The organism is Brachyspira alvinipulli ATCC 51933, assembly GCF_000518245.1.
In the GTDB taxonomy this organism is placed as follows: domain Bacteria; phylum Spirochaetota; class Brachyspiria; order Brachyspirales; family Brachyspiraceae; genus Brachyspira; species Brachyspira alvinipulli.
The window spans coordinates 288,694-305,852 of the sequence record NZ_KI912403.1 but is presented as its reverse complement, the minus strand read 5'-3'; the positions used below and the strand labels follow the sequence as shown (position 1 = coordinate 305,852).

At 28.1% G+C, this 17,159-nt stretch carries 14 protein-coding genes and 2 pseudogenes; 10 read left to right on the top strand and 6 right to left on the bottom strand.

Going from position 1 to position 17,159, the window contains the following annotated elements; all coding sequences use genetic code 11:
* Positions 1 to 45 precede the first annotated feature (45 nt).
* The gene (locus T324_RS0108855) at positions 46 to 1,164 is read left to right on the top strand and encodes an AI-2E family transporter (protein WP_028329920.1); all 1,119 of its coding nucleotides are present in this window, start codon (positions 46 to 48) and stop codon (positions 1,162 to 1,164) included.
* A gap of 35 nt (positions 1,165 to 1,199) precedes the next feature.
* Positions 1,200 to 2,192: a glycosyltransferase family 9 protein gene (locus T324_RS0108850; protein ID WP_028329919.1), complete on the top strand. Its 993-nt coding sequence runs from the start codon at positions 1,200 to 1,202 to the stop codon at positions 2,190 to 2,192.
* Between the two features lie 20 nt (positions 2,193 to 2,212).
* On the opposite strand, the gene T324_RS0108845 is transcribed toward T324_RS0108850, so the two are convergent.
* Together T324_RS0108845 and yedE are read right to left on the bottom strand one after the other, a co-directional pair.
* Positions 2,213 to 2,446, bottom strand: a complete 234-nt coding sequence (locus tag T324_RS0108845; RefSeq protein ID WP_028329918.1) for a sulfurtransferase TusA family protein — start codon at positions 2,444 to 2,446, stop codon at positions 2,213 to 2,215.
* Positions 2,447 to 2,730: 284 nt separating this feature from the next.
* Entirely contained in the window at positions 2,731 to 3,816 is a 1,086-nt protein-coding gene (gene yedE, locus T324_RS0108840) for a YedE family putative selenium transporter (RefSeq protein WP_028329917.1), read from the bottom strand.
* 120 nt (positions 3,817 to 3,936) lie between these two features.
* Between yedE and T324_RS17055 the strand changes: the two are divergent.
* From T324_RS17055 to T324_RS0108810, 6 genes and pseudogenes are all read left to right on the top strand, one after another.
* Positions 3,937 to 5,188 (top strand): annotated as a pseudogene (locus tag T324_RS17055) (hypothetical protein).
* Between the two features lie 22 nt (positions 5,189 to 5,210).
* Complete coding sequence (locus tag T324_RS0108830) at positions 5,211 to 5,954, top strand: leucine-rich repeat protein (protein ID WP_028329916.1); 744 nt, start codon at positions 5,211 to 5,213, stop codon at positions 5,952 to 5,954.
* Between the two features lie 101 nt (positions 5,955 to 6,055).
* Positions 6,056 to 6,877: a DUF2262 domain-containing protein gene (locus T324_RS0108825; RefSeq protein WP_028329915.1), complete on the top strand. Its 822-nt coding sequence runs from the start codon at positions 6,056 to 6,058 to the stop codon at positions 6,875 to 6,877.
* Positions 6,878 to 7,061: 184 nt separating this feature from the next.
* Complete coding sequence (gene panD / locus T324_RS0108820) at positions 7,062 to 7,412, top strand: aspartate 1-decarboxylase (RefSeq protein ID WP_028329914.1); 351 nt, start codon at positions 7,062 to 7,064, stop codon at positions 7,410 to 7,412.
* 30 nt (positions 7,413 to 7,442) lie between these two features.
* The gene (locus T324_RS0108815; RefSeq protein ID WP_028329913.1) at positions 7,443 to 11,756 is read left to right on the top strand and encodes a BadF/BadG/BcrA/BcrD ATPase family protein; all 4,314 of its coding nucleotides are present in this window, start codon (positions 7,443 to 7,445) and stop codon (positions 11,754 to 11,756) included.
* Between the two features lie 195 nt (positions 11,757 to 11,951).
* The gene (locus tag T324_RS0108810; RefSeq protein ID WP_028329912.1) at positions 11,952 to 12,194 is read left to right on the top strand and encodes a PepSY-like domain-containing protein; all 243 of its coding nucleotides are present in this window, start codon (positions 11,952 to 11,954) and stop codon (positions 12,192 to 12,194) included.
* 41 nt (positions 12,195 to 12,235) lie between these two features.
* Here T324_RS0108810 and T324_RS0108805 read toward each other — a convergent pair whose 3' ends face one another.
* The 4 genes from T324_RS0108805 to T324_RS0108790 are packed head-to-tail and all read right to left on the bottom strand — an operon-like array spanning position 12,236 to position 15,748.
* The gene (locus tag T324_RS0108805) at positions 12,236 to 13,435 is read right to left on the bottom strand and encodes a DUF4384 domain-containing protein (protein WP_028329911.1); all 1,200 of its coding nucleotides are present in this window, start codon (positions 13,433 to 13,435) and stop codon (positions 12,236 to 12,238) included.
* 8 nt (positions 13,436 to 13,443) lie between these two features.
* Positions 13,444 to 14,397, bottom strand: coding sequence for a ParB/RepB/Spo0J family partition protein (locus T324_RS0108800; protein WP_028329910.1), 954 nt, complete (start codon positions 14,395 to 14,397; stop codon positions 13,444 to 13,446).
* A 47-nt stretch (positions 14,398 to 14,444) separates the two neighbouring features.
* Positions 14,445 to 14,951, bottom strand: coding sequence for a GNAT family N-acetyltransferase (locus T324_RS0108795; protein WP_028329909.1), 507 nt, complete (start codon positions 14,949 to 14,951; stop codon positions 14,445 to 14,447).
* 32 nt (positions 14,952 to 14,983) lie between these two features.
* The gene (locus T324_RS0108790) at positions 14,984 to 15,748 is read right to left on the bottom strand and encodes a ParA family protein (protein ID WP_028329908.1); all 765 of its coding nucleotides are present in this window, start codon (positions 15,746 to 15,748) and stop codon (positions 14,984 to 14,986) included.
* A 278-nt stretch (positions 15,749 to 16,026) separates the two neighbouring features.
* Between T324_RS0108790 and T324_RS0108785 the strand changes: the two genes are divergently transcribed.
* Positions 16,027 to 16,410: a hypothetical protein gene (locus T324_RS0108785; RefSeq protein ID WP_028329907.1), complete on the top strand. Its 384-nt coding sequence runs from the start codon at positions 16,027 to 16,029 to the stop codon at positions 16,408 to 16,410.
* A 261-nt stretch (positions 16,411 to 16,671) separates the two neighbouring features.
* Positions 16,672 to 17,010 (top strand): annotated as a pseudogene (locus T324_RS18980) (DUF1232 domain-containing protein).
* The last annotated feature ends 149 nt before the right edge of the window (positions 17,011 to 17,159 follow it).

Here is a 17,159-nt window from a genome sequence, read left to right as displayed (position 1 = left end):
ATAAAAAAACTCTAATAATATTTAGTATTTTTTAACGGAAAGTTTATGAGTAAAAATAATATTGCCTACATTTTCTTTATAGCCTTTATATTTTTAGCCATATTTATAATGTATCAATTATTAAAACCATTTGGAATGATTATATTCTTTGCTGTGGTTTTTTATGTGGTATTAAATCCATTATTTATAAGAGCTATGGGTAAAAGCTATAAGCAGAATAATAAATTAGCTATTATAAAAAGAAATACATTGGCATTATTGTTTTCATTGATATCTTTGATTATATTTTTAGTTCCTACAAGTATATTAGTATATACTATAATAGTTCAGCTTATAGATATTTCCAATATAGGTATAAAATATTTTATGAATCTTGATGTTAATGAGGTTATAAATAATTCTGCTATTAATAATATTCTTAAATCTTTGCCTGTAGAAGTTTCTATGGAGACAATATTAAAGAGAATACAGGACTCTTCGCTTTCAAATTTGACTTTTCTCAGTTCATATCTTACTCAAAATGTAGCAGGATTGCTTAAAAGTACAGGCGGATTTGTAAGTTCATTTATATTTATGATGTTTTCTTTATTTTTCTTTTTTATAGATGGGGATTATTTAATAGAGCAGGTTAGAACTTTATTACCTATAGAGAGAAAGTATCTTGATAGATTGATTAAACAGGTATCAGAAGGTATTAAAGGTATAGTATTTGGTAATTTATTTACAGGAATATTCCAAGGTTTTTGTGCTTTTATAGTATATACTGTATTTGGTGTGGCTAATTCATTTACATTTGCATTTTTAACTATTATAGCTTCCTTTATGCCTATAATAGGTACTACTATTATATGGATTCCTTTGGGAATATTGTTTGTTATAAATGGAGAGTTGGTAAAAGCTATAATATTTATAGTTTGTGCTTGGTTCTTTATTACAATACCGGATAATTTTGTACGTCCTCTTCTTCTAGGTAATAGAATAGAACTTCATCCTTTATTTATATTCTTTTCTATACTTGGAGGTGTTTTATTCTTTGGACTTTCTGGAATTTTACTTGGTCCTTTAACTTTTATACTATTCTTTGAAATAATGAAAATATACAATGAAGAAAGACTGCTTGAAGCTAAGAAAGAAAGATTTGCAAAGAGAAGAAGGCTTCAGTAATTTATTAAAGTATATTTTTTAATAGAGTTTTATATATGACAAAAATATTAATTATAGGAATGAATTATATTGGAGATACAATATTTATAACTCCGCTTATAAGAGCTGTAAAAAAACATTATAAAGATTGTGTTATAGATGTAGTAAATGGAGTTAGAGGAATAGATATATTAAAAGAAAATCCATATATAAACAATATAATAGTACGTGATGATAAAATTATAGAATATATAAAAACTCAAAATTATGATATAGGCTTTACTGCAACAACAGCATTTTATGGTGCTTCTATTTTATATAAGGCAAAAATACCTGTAAGGGCTGGAGTAAATAGCGAATGCAGGGGATTTCTGCTTACTAAAAAAACTCCTTGGAAAAAGCATAGCAGACATATAGTCGATACAATACTTTCTATACTAAAGCCTATGGGTATAGAAGATGACGGAATCAATACTGAAATATTTTTAAATGAAGAAGAAGATAATTTTGGAATTAATAAAATGAAAGATTATAAAAATGCTTTGCTTGTACATGGAGGAGCTACAAGAATAAGCAAAAGATATGGTGCTGATAATTTTTCAAAATTAATAGATATGTTTTACAAAGAGTATAAAGTGCCTGTAATATTAATAGGTTCAAAAGATGATTTAGATTTTTCTAATGAAATGAAAAAAAGATTAGGCAGCATTATAGCGGATGATTTTACTGCCAAATTGAATATTAGAGAACTTATATCTGTAATTAAGCATTCTTATGCACTTATAGGAGGAGACAGTGCACCTCTTCATATAGCCAATGCATGCAATATATATTCTATAGGTGTATTTGGTGATACTTTGCCTTTAATTTATGGGGCTAGGGGAGATAAAGCATTTAATATAGAAGCAAGAAAAAAGTATTGTACAGCATTAAAAAGTTTTCATTGCGAGTATATGAAACGCGGATGCAAAACAATAGATTGTTTGAAGAAACTTATGCCTGAAGAGATTTTACCAAGTATTTTAAATATTTATAAAAATGTTCAATAATTATTTTGATATTAATTATACTATTTAATTTTTTTCAAAGTTACAAGTATATCCTCATTTTCTATATGTTCAAAACTCCCTTCATATCCGTATTTTTCACATCCTCTGATTACACTTTCGCAGCTTGAATGTCCGCTTACTAAAACTTCTATTATAGTATTTAATTCTGTATTGTTAATAGCTGCACATTTAGCTTGAAAAGATGCTTGAGAACATGACATTCCTCTAGTATCTACTTTTATAGTTTCTGACATAGTAAAATTTCCTTATTTTAACTTTTATTAATGGTAAAAGATACCATAATCATAATAAATATACCTTACTGTAATTTAATAAGAAAGTCTTAACTATTATAATAAGCATTAGATTATATATCTAAATATTTTTATTATAACCTCTGCCGCTACTCTATATTACCATAACTGTATTAGTTCTAATAATACAGCGTAACGGCAGAGTTCATTATATAACTTCCAAAAATTTTACACGGTATATTTCTTTTTATATAATGACAACACCCGGCTGCACAAGAAATATATCAGTTGGCAGTATTTTCTTTCATTGTAAAACCAATGATAATGCAAAATACTAAGCCTAATATAACAGCTCCCATTCCATATACCGTAGGACCAGCAGTTGAACTTGCTAAATTAAAGTTATGAGCAAATCCGGCACCAACTAGCATTCCTATAACGAAAATGAAACTGTCCATATCACCTTCCGAAGATTGTATCACTTGTCTGCCAGGACAGCCTGCACCTAAAGTAAAAGCCAATCCTGTAAGAATCATTGATACAGTGTTCCATAAAATATTTGTATGGGCTATTGGTTGATTTTCCATAGATAAATTAAATCTGCTCGTTGCTATATTAACTATAAAAGCAGCAACTATAAATGCAATTACTCCTTTAGTCATATGAAAATCTTTCATAAATATTCCGTCTCTAAGCCCGCCCACAGTACAGAATCTTGATTTTTGAGCTATAAATCCTATTACTATAGAAGCTATTAATGCTATAGCTATAGGTGCTCTCATACTTCCAGGACCTGATTCAGAGAAGAATATTGGACCACCTTCAGAAAATTTTGTTTGCTGCAATAACAATATTAAAAGAATTATTGATATAGCAAGCGGTAAAAATCCCACAAGCTTATTCTTATAAGCTTTAGGCTGTCCCAATGAGAAATTCTTTTTCCAAAAGAAAACGCCAATTCCTCCGCCTATAATAATGCCTATTAAGCCAAATATTCCGTTAATATCTCCTCCTGCTACTCTAAGCAAAGTTCTCCAAGGACATCCTAAGAAAACTAAAGCTCCAATCATAGCAAAGAAGCCTAAACAGAATCTTATAATAGGCGAACTTCCTCCCTTAGGAACAAATTCCTTAGAAAGCATTGCCGAAGCTGTGGCACCAATAACAAGACCTATTAATTCCGGCCTTATATATTGTACAGCAGCTGCTCTATGTAATCCAAGTCCTCCAGCCAAATCACGGGTGAAACATGCTATACATATACCCATATTAGCAGGATTGCCCATTACAGAGAGCCAAGCAGCTATAGCACCTATAACAGCACCCGCTATTATAACTCCTATAGAGCTCGTGAAAATGTCTTTTTTCATTTTCAACTCCTTTAATATATTTGTTTGTAATTCTATAACAAAAGAAGTTAATTATCAATAATTTTATATTGACTTTGATAAATATTTTTTTTATATTTAAAAGTGTTAAGAGTTGGTAATATGTTAAAACGTTTTGTTTGTATAATACTATTTTTTATAATTGGTATCAATACAATTTATTCCCAAACGGCAGATTTATATGATTTTTTTAATGGTTATTTTACTTCTAAGGGATTAAATAATTCTGATGCCATAAATTTTGTATTGCAAAATTCATATATTCCATCATTTTTTGATGGAGCTAAAGACTATGTAAACAACATAAATCCTGATGATTGGACTAAAGTTTTAAATGATCCTTCTTTAATTTCATTGTATACAGAAAATGAAGATGTAATACTTATGATGGCAGGTGCGGAATATTTGTATGATACATATATGTTTAATTTGGGTGTTTCTTCTCTTGTAATGGATAAAATAAAAAGAAAAGCATTTTTTAATGCAGCTTCAGGAGATAATTACGGATTAGTTATACCTTTGCATTTTCCATTAGGTACAGTGGGAATAGGAACTTATGTGAATATGAGTTATGATACTTTTACAAAAAATGTAAAGGATAATAATAATTTTGTTAATATAGTAAATGCTATAGATAGGGTAGCTCTTCCTTATGTGCAATTATTTACCTCTATTAATGCATGGACTGCTCCTATATCTATTGGATTAAGGTGTTCTTTTTTACCAGGATACAGCGATTTATTCAGACATTTTGTCAAAGATACTTATGTTGAGGCTTTAGGATTTCATGGAGGTTTAGATATAAAATTTTATATCTATAGAAATAAATATATATTTTTGGATGCTAGAACAGATTTTAATTTTGATTATGGAACATTGAATTTATCATATGAAAATTCTACATCTTATCAAGAATATGATGCTGATCATTCAATAAATACTGGAGCTTTTATTACTTCTGATGCATCCCTAAGAAATAAATGGACAAGTTTTGCAGTTACACCAAAAATTGTATTTGGATTTAAGCCTAAAGAGAGAGTTCCATATATTGATTATCTTGCTGTTTATGGATTTGTTGGTGTAGATCTTGTGTATTCTTCTCTAGATGTTGGAGGACAATTTTCTCTTAATACTATCAAATCTTCTTTTCCTAATAGTGTAGAACATGATTTTTTATATGGATATTCCTTCGTTTGGTCTCAAAGACTCATATTTTTATTATGATATAAGATTTGGGCTTACAATAGATATATTTTATCAATCTATATCTGTTGAATATGCATTATATTCAAAAAGTTTTTCTTTTAATTTTGTACCATTTGTTTATAGGTTTGGAGAAGAACCTAAAACTTAATTTTATTAGGAGATATTAATTTATGAAAAAATTATTAATTATTTTATTTTTATTAGCAACAGTTATTGTGTTATCCTGCAATAATACTTTTCTTAAGCCTGCAGAAGAAATTTCAGATTTGGAATATACTAAATACTATATAAATTTAGATTACAGCCCTCAGGGAGGTTCACAATTTGATTGTCAGGATATACTTTATTCCGTAGAGAATAGCGGCGGCGATATGCTTTGTATAAGAGGCATAGTAAATAGTGATTCTATAAACAGCATAGCAAACTGTTTAGAGAAAAATAAACTTCTTGTATATTTAGATTTGAGATATTCAACATATTATGAACCTATAAGTAATAAAGCTTGGTATACATATTTTAGGGACAAAACTAATATAACAGCTATTTACTTTCCATCAGATACAAGAGAGATATATTGGTATGCTTTTGAAAATTGTTCAAATTTAGAGATGATAGCTATACCGGATACACTTGGCAGAATGCGTCCAGATATGTTTGGAAATTGTACTAATTTAAAGACGGTTGTATATTTTGGTAAAAATATAAGTTTTACAGGCGGAGATAAACCGGGCGAGGCATGGAGAAATATACCTAGCGGACAAATAACTTTATATTTACCTAATATAGATAGAGATAGTGCATCTGGAAATATGAGTACTACTGTTCAATATGGTTCTTGGCCTAAATGGGGAGGATATACTTGGAAAGAGGTTAAATTTAAAGGAGAGTTTGATCTAAAAGCTATTGTGCGTTAATTTTTAATTTATATTTTTTAATAAAAAATGTTTTTGTAAATTTATTGATAATTATTAATATTTGATTTAGAATATTGATTATTCTGTTAATGGATTTGAATATGTTCTATTTACAAAAAGAAAGCGAATTTTTAGATGAATATAAAGATGTGGCATTTATAATAGGTTCTCCCGATTTTATTGGGGCAAGAACTGAAGATGATGATAAAATAAATGTTCTTATGATATGCATGGCTTATAAAGATATTGAAACAGGATATATTGAACAAAATAAGAAAATTGTCGTTAGAATGAAAATAGATGAAAAAGAATTGGACTATTATAAATCCATTATAAATAGAGAATCCATTGTAAAATTAAAAGTAAGATACGAAAAAGAACAAGGCGAAGAAATTGTCGAATTTTTACTTGCTGATATTATAGATAATCATTATAAAGATGAGGATTTAAATTTAATTCTTAGTAAGTATTTAGAGCCTATATATTATAATGATGATATGCTTGGAGATTTTTTATATAATAGAGCTGTAGGTTCTTTTGATAAAGAAATGGAATGGATTAATAAAAAGATTCTTGTTGCTTTTGATGATTCCAATGAATATGATAAAGAAAAGGCTGTTAGCTTTATAAGAAATATTTTTATGGATAAAGAAGAATTTGATAAAAAGATAAAAGATTATTCTGCCATAAAAATAATAAGACAAGGAAATGAGATTTCAGCTAAAAGAGGCGGAAATATTGTAGATGAAGAAGCATTTATTAATGCCTTTATGAGTAAAATAGAACTTTCAGAAATTATAATTCATGAGCGTGATAATTATATTAATTATAGACTTGGTAATAAAAAAGTGTTCCCTTTAGATGTTATTGTTGAAGGCGATTTGAATGGTAATTTCATAAATGCTTTTATTAGTCAATTTTAAGACTATATATCTTGAAATTTTGTACAAAATGTAGTGTTAAACCAAATATAGTTATAGTATATAGTAACTATTATTAATAAATATCTTTAATTATAATATTGACATTTTTCATCATATTAGTAAAATGTTTGTAAAAAATTATTCTTATATATAAGAAAGAATAGTTTTTAGGTTTTGTACCATTATGATGAGGAGTATTATAAAATCTAAAATTAACAGACTCACTGTTACAAGAACTGATTTAAATTTTAGAGATTCTATAACAATAGATGAAAATTTGATGGATAAAGCAGATATAATGGAAGGCGATAAAGTATCCATTATTAATTTGAGTAATGATGAAAGATTTGAAACAGTTGTTGTTAAAGGTATAAGAGGAACAGGGGTTATAGGAATAAATGGAAGCAATGTACATTATGCACAAAAAGATGATACTATAATAATACTTCTTTATGGACATATACCAGAAGAAAATTTAAAAAGCCATAAGACTAAAGTAATATTTGTTAATATGCAGAATATGATTATAGAATAAAAATAGTTTATATTTATTAGGAGAGATATTATGGAAAAAATTTTTAAAGCAGGTATTGATATAGGTTCAACTACCGCAAAAATGGTTGTATATGATAATAATGATAATATGATATTTAAAACTTATGTTAGGCATAATGCTGATATAAAAGATACATTGCTGTCCATATTAGAAAATCTCCATACTATGCATGGAGATTTACAGCTTTCCCTTGCTATTACAGGTACAGCTGGTATGGGAGTTTGTGAAAAAACAGGAATTAGTTTTGTGCAGGAAGTTATTGCTTCTTCGACAGCTATTAGAAAGATTTATCCTTATGGAAGAACATTGATTGATATAGGCGGAGAAGATGCAAAAATTATAGTTTTTGATGATAATTTTAAAGCTGATATAAGAATGAATGGAAACTGTGCTGGAGGAACAGGGGCGTTTATAGATCAAATGGCTACACTTCTTAATGTTCATCCTTCAGAGCTTTCAACATTAGCAGAAAAATCTACTTCTATTTATCCAATGGCAAGCAGATGCGGAGTATTTGCTAAAACAGACGTACAAACTCTTATAAGCCGTGATATACCAAAAGCTGATATTGCTAAAAGTATATTCCAAGCAGTTGCTGTTCAAACAATTAACACGCTTGCTAAAGGTTTTGAAATAAAACCTAAAATATTATTCACAGGCGGTCCTTTAACATTCCTTCCAGAATTAAGAAAAACATTTTTAACTTTGCTTGATGCTACAGAAGATGATATGTATACAGTTGATCATCCTGAATTAACTGCAGCTATAGGAGCAGCTTTTGGTGAAAAAGAAGATAAAACTATAATAACAGTTTCAAAATTTACTAAATTAGTGCAAAATATATCTGCTGAAGTAAAAATTACAAATTCAAAAACTAGAGAAGCATTATTTAGCAGTCAGGAAGAATATGAAAGTTGGAAAGAAGAGCATAGCAAAGATAAAGTAAAATCTGCTGATGTATCTACAGTAGAGGGAAAAAATACATTCTTAGGTATAGACTCTGGTTCTACTACAACAAAAATTGTTATTATAGATGAAAACGGACAAGTAGTATTAAGACATTATAGAAATAATAATGGAAATCCAGTAGGTGCTGTTACTGAAGGATTAACAGAAATTAAAAAAGAATTAGATGAAAAGAATATAAAAATAAATATAGCTAGAACTGCTGTTACAGGATATGGAGAAGATTTAATAAAAGCAGCATTCAATATGGATGAGGGTATAGTTGAAACTATGGCTCATTACAGAGGTGCTAAGGCTTTTGATAAAGATGTAAGCTTCATACTTGATATAGGCGGACAGGATATGAAAGCTATATTTATTAAAGATGGTATTATAGAAAATATTGAAATTAATGAAGCTTGTTCTTCAGGATGCGGTTCGTTTATAGAAACATTTGCTCGTGGAATGGGTTATAAAGTTGCTGATTTTGCCAATATAGCATGTGAATCTGCTAGTCCTTGTGATTTAGGAAGCCGCTGTACAGTGTTTATGAATAGTAAAGTAAAACAGTCTTTGAGAGAAGGTTCTTCAGTTGCTGATATTTCTGCCGGACTTGCTAAGAGTGTTACTTTAAACTGTTTCACTAAAGTATTAAAAATTACAGATACTTCTATATTAGGAGAACATATAGTTGTTCAAGGCGGTACTTTTAAAAATGCTGCTGTTCTTCGTTCTGTAGAAAAATTCTTAAATAAAAAAGTTATTCGTCCTGATATATCTGAGCTTATGGGAGCTTACGGATGTGCGTTATTGGCTTTGGATACTTTCAATTCTAAAAAAGAAGATACTGCTTTTATAGGTTTGGATAATTTACAGGAAGCAAATGATTATGAAAGAAAACAGCTTACTTGTAAAGGTTGTGAAAACCTTTGTACTGTTACTAGATTAAAATTCAAGGATAATAAATCATTCTATACAGGTAACAAATGTGAAAGAATATTCTCAAATAAAGGTACAGGTGAGAAGAAATACGGAATGGATATTACTCAGAAAAAACTTTCATTGCTATTTGACAGACCTTTAGCACCTGCTACAGATGAAATAAAAGGTACTATTGGCATACCTCGTGTACTTAATATGTATCAAAACTTCCCATTTTGGGCTACTATGCTTGTAGAATGTGGATACAGAGTTCAATTATCTTCACCTTCAAGTATGGCTATAGCTGAGAAAGGTTCTGGTACTGTTATGAGTGATAATATATGTTTTCCTGCTAAAATTGCTAATGGACATATATATGATTTGATAGAATCCAAAGTTGATAGAATATTCTATCCTTCTGTTGTATTAGAGAAATCTGAAGATGATGGAAGTGTTAATAGTTATAACTGTCCGGTAGTTACAGGATATCCTGATGTAATAGATAGTTCTATAAGTCCTTTAAGTAAGTATGGTATACCTTTTGATGCTCCAACTATTTCTTTCTTAAATGAAGAATTGTTATATAAAGGATGTAAATCTTATTTTGTAAAAGTTCTTGGAATAGATAAAAAAGATTTTAAGAGAGCTTTTAAAATGGCTTTGCAGGAACAAATTAGAATAAAAGAAGAGTTAAGGGCTGAGGGCAGAAAAATAATTGAACATGCTAAAGAAACTCAAACTCCTACTATACTTATAGTAAGCAGACCTTATCATATAGACCCATTAATCAATCATAAAATACCAGAAACTATTGCTTCATTTGGTATTAATGTTATCACAGAGGATGGGCTTGATATAGATGAATCTCTTGCAGATGTTCAAGTATTAACTCAATGGTCTTATCCTAATAAGATGTTTAAAGCTGCTTTATGGGCTTGCAAACAAAGAGATATGAAGCTTGAAGTTGTACAAATTAATAGCTTTGGATGCGGTCCTGATGCTACTACTTCAGATGAAATAAAATCTATACTTAATGCTTATGGTAAGAGTCCTACTTTAGTAAAAGTAGATGAGATATCAAGTCCTGGAAGTATAAGATTAAGAATACGTTCTATGATAGAAAGTATGAAGATGAAAGGTGATTTTAAACCAAATGAAGAATCTAGTAGAACTATTATTAAAAGATATGAGAAAAATGACAGACGTGCAATACTTGTACCTAAATTCGGACATTTCTATGATCCTATGATTTTAACTTTACTTCAAAGAAGCGGATATGATACAATTGCTCTTCCTGAACCGGATGTTGAATCTGTAGAATTGGGTTTAAGATATGCCAACCAAGATATATGTTATCCTGCTACTATTGTAATAGGAGATATTATAAGAGCTGTTCAAAGCGGAAAATATGATCCTAAAAATATAGCTGCTGGTATTACTCAAACTGGAGGACAATGTAGAGCAAGTAATTATGCTTCTCTTATAAAAAGAGGTTTAATCAATGCTGGATATCCTGATGTTCCAGTAGTAACTGTAGGGCTTACAATGATAAATGATCAGCCTGGATTTAAACTTTCTAAAATCGATATGATGAAAGAAGGTATTGTAGCTATGCCTTATGCTGATGCTATATCTACAATGTATTATTATACTGCTGCTAGAGAAGTAAAAAAAGGCGAATCTTTAGCACTTGCCAATAAATATATAGCATTACATCCTAAAGATTTTTCTCTTAAAGCAACTGATAAATTATTGAAACAAGCCGTTGCAGAGTTTAATGCTATTGAAACTAATGATGATTTAATTTTACCTAAAGCAGGATTAGTTGGTGAAATATATGTAAAATACAACAAATTTGCTAATGGAGATGTTTGCGATTGGCTTATGTCTAAAGGTGTTGAGGTAATAGTTCCTCCTGTATTTGACTTCTTTGTACAAAAGGTTATAAGTGAGCAGGTTAATAAAGAAACTAATGCTAGAGATGTATCATTCTTAGGATATTATGGTTCTAAATTATCAGAAAAAGTTATTGATGTTAGAATTGATTCTGTAAATCAAATAATGTCTAAGTTTAAGGGTTTCAGACCAGCACATCATATAAGACAAATAGCTGAGAATGCTGCTAAAGTTACTGCTATGACCAATCAATTCGGAGAGGCTTGGCTTTTACCTGGTGAAATAGCTACTTTTGCTGAAGAGGGTATAAATAATGTACTTTGCTTGCAGCCTTTCGGTTGTATTGCTAACCATATCATAGCTAGAGGTATTGAAACTAGACTTAAAACTAGATATCCTGAATTAAATCTTTTATATTTGGATATGGATGCTGGTGCTAGTGAAGTTAATACTGTAAATCGTTTAGAGTTCTTTGTACGTTCTGCTAAAGACAGTATGAACACTATAATGGTTCCTGAAGAAAAAGATATTATTGAGTCTATTGCTTCTTATAATAAATAATTTTACTTTAATAAAAAAGAATTTACAAAGGTTTACAAATACTATATGTTATTTGTAAACCTTTTTTACTATATTGTAGTTTTATTTAAAAAAATAAGAATTTTTTTACTTTTTATGTAAAATAAATTGACAATAATTAAAAAATGTATTATTATATAACTATAAGATAATTTTATATTTTGAAAGGATATATTTATGAAAAAACTATTTTGTTTAATATTTGCTTTTTCTATAATTGGAAGTTCAAGCCTTTTTGCAGATTGGGTTGTTCCTATTAATCAAGTTCCTAGAAGAGTTATAAATGCAGCAAAAAGATATTATCCTAGAGCTAGAATTTGGAAAGTTGAAATGGATGATGGTTTATATAAAGTTAAACTTAGTAATGGTTTGGAATTAGAAATAACTAGAGGCGGAAGAGTAATTGATATTGATGATTAAAATATTAAAAAGACTTATAAATGTAATTTTATAAGTCTTTTTTAATTTTCTTCTAATTCTGAGATAGTATGTAAGTATATTTTAGCTATCTGCCAATTATTATCATTCATAAATTTTAATGTGGACTTTAATTTTGCCGTGAACTCTGCTACTTTACTTTTATCACATATCTTAAATCCGTCACCTTTAAAGTATAAACCTGTGATCCATGGAAGTTCTTTTTTACTATAAACTGCATAGAAAGCATCCTCTCCGAAAGGAGGTCTTATTCTTATTCTAAATATAGAGTTTTCAGGAGGTATTATGTAGTTTTTCTTTCCCTCAGTTTGATTTTGATATTTGTTATCTATAAAGTTATTAAAATCATTTGGATGCATTAATATAACATTTCCATCATTTTGAAAAGCAAATATATATACATATCCGTCCATATTGCATCTAAAGTTTAGAGTAAATGATTCTCCTTCTATTATTTCTCCTCTATCATATATTGCATTTGTTTTATTTTCTAAAGTTGTTCTTTCTACTCTCAAATTTAAATTAATACCGTTTATTTGATGTTCTATTTTTTTGAATAATATATTAGAAAAATAAAATTCTAAATACAAGCATATTTCCTGCATAGCAAGCAAAGCTTCAGATGATGTTCTTTTGTCATATTTTTTTAATGTTTCTCCTGTTTCTATATCTATGACTTGAAAATTATATTTTATATCATAAAGTTCTTCATCTTTTTTTTCTTCACCTTCTTTATCCATATCTTCAGTTTTTTTACCTATTCCGTATTCTATTAAATCTCCTAAATCTTTTGCTTCATTTGTAAGTATAATATCATTACTTAATATTGTATTGGTAATATTATAATTGCTCATAATATCATTTATTTCATTAGATTTTATTGTTAAATTTTCTATTTTGTTTTGATTATTATTTGTATTTTTCAATACTTTTTCACTTTTCATTATTATTGCTATTCTTACATTTAGATTAGAAGCTACAGTTAATCCCTGTTCTAAATCCAATTCATTAGTACCGAATAGTTTTTTCTTTTGTCTATCTACAGATATAGAAGTTTTTTGTTTTAAATATACAAATTTATTTATAGCTCTTACTAATTCTTTTCTTAAAGGTTCATTTGCCCTTAAACTATGATCTAAATCTATAGTGGCTATAGGCATTCTTTCTTTTGAATATAGAGTTAGAGATAGAAATAATATCACTGCTAAAATTTTGAATTTCAAAATTACTCCTAATATTCAAGTGTAGGGCTTGTGCTGTTTTCTTTTTCATGTATTTTTTCAAGCATATCCATGATTCTTGATAAGTCATCTGCACTGTAGTATTCTATTACTATTTTACCTTCTTTTCCATTTTTGTCTAAAACATTTACTTTTGTAGAGAATATCTTTTCTAAATCATTTTCTAATTGCTTTATATTAGGATCTTTTTTATTTTCTTTTTTTACTTTATTATCAGATTTTTCATTATTTTCATTATCTGCAGTACTGTTATTTTCTTTTTTATCTTTTACTATTTTTTCGCATTCTCTAACAGAATAACCATTTTCTATTATTTCTTTTGCAAATGCTTCTCTTTCATTTTCATCTGTTAAAGATAATATAGCTCTGGCATGACCTTCAGTAATTTTTGATTCTAATATTAAATTTTGTATATTTTCGCTTAATTCCAATATACGCATTGAATTTGATATTGTGCTTCTGCTTTTTCCAACTCTATTGGCTAATTCCTCTTGTTTAATATTTAAATCATATATTAATTTTTTATAGCTTCTTGCCACTTCTATTGCATTTAAATCTGCTCTTTGTATATTTTCTACTAGGGTAAGCTCAAGCATTTTTGAATCTGCTATATTTTGAAGCACTAATGCCGGTACTTTGTCTCTATTTAAAAATTTAAAAGCTCTGAATCTTCTCTCGCCGGATATTATTTGATATTTGCCCTCTTTTTCTCTTAAAGTTATAGGGTTTATAAGTCCGTTCTCCTTGATAGATTCTGCAAGACCTTGTATTTCTTCTTCATTAAATACTTTTCTAGGCTGGTCAGGGTTTACATCTATAAGCGAAACATCTATTTCTAGTACTCCGTTTTTTTCAGCCTCTTCAACAGCTCTCTTTATTTCTTTGTCTCCAGATTTTATTAAGGCATTCATACCTTGTCCGCCAAGACCGCCTTTTCTGCTCATAAAAATCCTCTTATATATTAAAATTCATTATTTAAATATTAATTATATTATTTATTCATAACTTTTTCAAATTTAAAAAACTCTTCAGGACCGCTATCCATACCTTCAAGTTTATTATATTTATTATAAAAAGCAACAATATGAAAACCGCATTTATTTACATAAAAATTAATATTTCTTTTCTCAAAATATGGTGTATAACATGTCCAAGTTTTGGTTTGAGGATATTTATTTTCTATTGATTTCCAAGATAAATATCCTATTTTTTTATTTTGATATTCAGGATAAATAAAAAAGAAATGAAGTTCATTATGGTTTGTTTCATTATTTATTTCTATTATTGCTCCGCCTATTTTTTCATTATTTAGTACTAAATGATAAGAATATACTTGTTCCATATTTAAAGATTCTTCAATATCTTTTTCTTCTGGTATTTTATCTGTAATATCTTCTCCAAAATAATTTTTTGCTCCAAATATAAATGATTCTTGTAATTTATTTTTAAACATGAAAATATCTTCTTCTTTTACATCTTTTAAAATAATATCATTCATATAGTAATATCCTTATATTAAAAAAATATAATTTATTTAGACTTTTCAATAAACTCTTTAGAAAATTCTCTGTAACTTCTTGCTCCTATGCAGTCTTTATCATAATCGCTTATAGCTTTACCATAAGAAGGAGCTTCGCTTAAGCGTACATTTCTAGGTATCATAGTTTTATATGTTTTATCTTTAAAGAAATTTACAACCTCACGTACAACATCAGCACTTAATTTTGTTCTTGAATCATACATTGTAAGAAGTACGCCTTCTATTTTTAATTCTTTATTTAGATTTTCTTTAACAAGTGCTATTGTATTATTAAGTTCAGCTACTCCGTCTAATGCATAGAACTCACATTGTATAGGTATAAGCACAGAATCAGCAGCAGTTAATGCATTAAGTGTTAATATACCTAGAGTAGGAGGGCAGTCTATAATAATATATTCATAATTATCTTTTACAGTATCTATAGCCTTTTTTAGTTTGTATTCTCTAGCTATTTCATTAACTAATTCTATTTGAGCACCAACCAAATCTGAATCTGCAGGTATTAGAAAAAGATTTTCCTGATATGTAGGCATTATAACTTCATTTGCCTCTGCTTGTCCTATTAATAAATCATATACACTTTTTTCCATTTTGTCTCTAGTAACGCCTACACCCAAACAAGCATTAGCCTGCGGGTCAATATCTATTAATAATGTTTTTTTGCCCATTGATGCTATTGTAGCACTTAAATTAACGGCTGTAGTAGTTTTTCCTACACCGCCTTTTTGATTAACTATAGCTATAACTTTAGACATAAATATATCCTCAAACTAAAAAAATATCGTGAAATTATATTATTATATCAAAATCATGTATTTTATCAAGTTTTTTATTTTGTAAATTTACTATATAAGTAATATTTACATTTATTGTAAAAATTATATAATTATTTTGTAATATATTTTTACATGTTGATAAAAAATATTAAAAATATATTATAGCTATGTGAGGTATATGATTTATTAAACAATAATAATCAAATAATATTGTTATTTGTATTCATTATAACAATATTATTAAATTAGGAGGTTTTATGATTAAAAACAAAAGTATTATGAAAATTGTATTATTATTGATAATGTCTTTGGTTTTGACAAGCTGTTCATCTATGTTTGAACCTAACAGAACATTTACGCCATACGATTTAGTAGGTGCTTGGAGAAACATATACGATCGTCTTGAGCTGTTTGTTATTACTAGGGATGGGGTAGTTACTTTCTATAATGCTGATGGTTCATCAAGCAGCGTTCCTATTAGTAATTGGAATAGAATTAAATATGTAGAAGATACTTGGCATGAGTTTGTTCTATATGGTATACCAATTGTAGGAAATGTTAGATTTGTATTTATGAGTGATAGTGAATGTGAAGTATTTTATGGTAATAATGGTGGAACATCTTATTACGAAAAGCTATAATTTTATACTATAAAAGATTAGGTACATACTATTAGCTTAAAAGTTATTAGTATGTACTTTTTTATTATTTCTGTTATAAAAAAGTATTGATAAATAATTATTGTATTGTATAATATAATTTAATATTAATATGTTTACTTATGTTTTTTAATAATATAGATGCTATGTTTTATTAAAGCAAATGTGTAACTAAATATATTTAATTTTTATAATATTAAAACATATTAATGCTTTTTATTTTATCAAATAATAGAGGGTTTTATGAGTGAATATAATAACTACAATGATAATTCCAATCAGCCGTCAAAACCTGTACAGTCTGGCATAGTGCCTTGGATACCTTTAATATTGGCAGTTATATACACAGTTTCACCAGTAGATTTAGTTCCTGATGTATTGCCTATTCTTGGTTAGTTCAAGGATGCTTTATTTCTTTTAGTTGGGGGACTTAATGGAGTACAAAATGGTGTTGTAGATGCTAATAGTTATATAAGAAAAATAATAAAATATATAAAATGGGGAGTTTTTATAATAGGGGGTATAGGAATTCTAATAATAGTTCTTCTTGTAGTCTTAGTTTTCAAGGTTGCTTCAAATTAAGAACTATTTTTTATTAAATTTATAATTAAAACAAGGGGTATAAGCCTCTTGTTTTAATTTTATATACATTAAATATATAAAATCAGCATAAAATATTGACAAACAACTATTATAATATATACTAATCTAATGAAACATTAATTTAAGGT

Excerpts from the sequence above, each read along its gene's own strand:
- T324_RS0108855 (WP_028329920.1), top strand. The coding sequence starts at position 46 with ATGAGTAAAAATAATATTGCCTACATTTTCTTTATAGCCTTTATATTT.
- T324_RS0108850 (WP_028329919.1), top strand. The coding sequence starts at position 1,200 with ATGACAAAAATATTAATTATAGGAATGAATTATATTGGAGATACAATA.
- T324_RS0108845 (WP_028329918.1), bottom strand. The coding sequence starts at position 2,446 with ATGTCAGAAACTATAAAAGTAGATACTAGAGGAATGTCATGTTCTCAA.
- yedE (WP_028329917.1), bottom strand. The coding sequence starts at position 3,816 with ATGAAAAAAGACATTTTCACGAGCTCTATAGGAGTTATAATAGCGGGT.
- T324_RS0108830 (WP_028329916.1), top strand. The coding sequence starts at position 5,211 with ATGAAAAAATTATTAATTATTTTATTTTTATTAGCAACAGTTATTGTG.
- T324_RS0108825 (WP_028329915.1), top strand. The coding sequence starts at position 6,056 with ATGTTCTATTTACAAAAAGAAAGCGAATTTTTAGATGAATATAAAGAT.
- panD (WP_028329914.1), top strand. The coding sequence starts at position 7,062 with ATGATGAGGAGTATTATAAAATCTAAAATTAACAGACTCACTGTTACA.
- T324_RS0108815 (WP_028329913.1), top strand. The coding sequence starts at position 7,443 with ATGGAAAAAATTTTTAAAGCAGGTATTGATATAGGTTCAACTACCGCA.
- T324_RS0108810 (WP_028329912.1), top strand. The coding sequence starts at position 11,952 with ATGAAAAAACTATTTTGTTTAATATTTGCTTTTTCTATAATTGGAAGT.
- T324_RS0108800 (WP_028329910.1), bottom strand. The coding sequence starts at position 14,397 with ATGAGCAGAAAAGGCGGTCTTGGCGGACAAGGTATGAATGCCTTAATA.
- T324_RS0108795 (WP_028329909.1), bottom strand. The coding sequence starts at position 14,951 with ATGAATGATATTATTTTAAAAGATGTAAAAGAAGAAGATATTTTCATG.
- T324_RS0108790 (WP_028329908.1), bottom strand. The coding sequence starts at position 15,748 with ATGTCTAAAGTTATAGCTATAGTTAATCAAAAAGGCGGTGTAGGAAAA.
- T324_RS0108785 (WP_028329907.1), top strand. The coding sequence starts at position 16,027 with ATGATTAAAAACAAAAGTATTATGAAAATTGTATTATTATTGATAATG.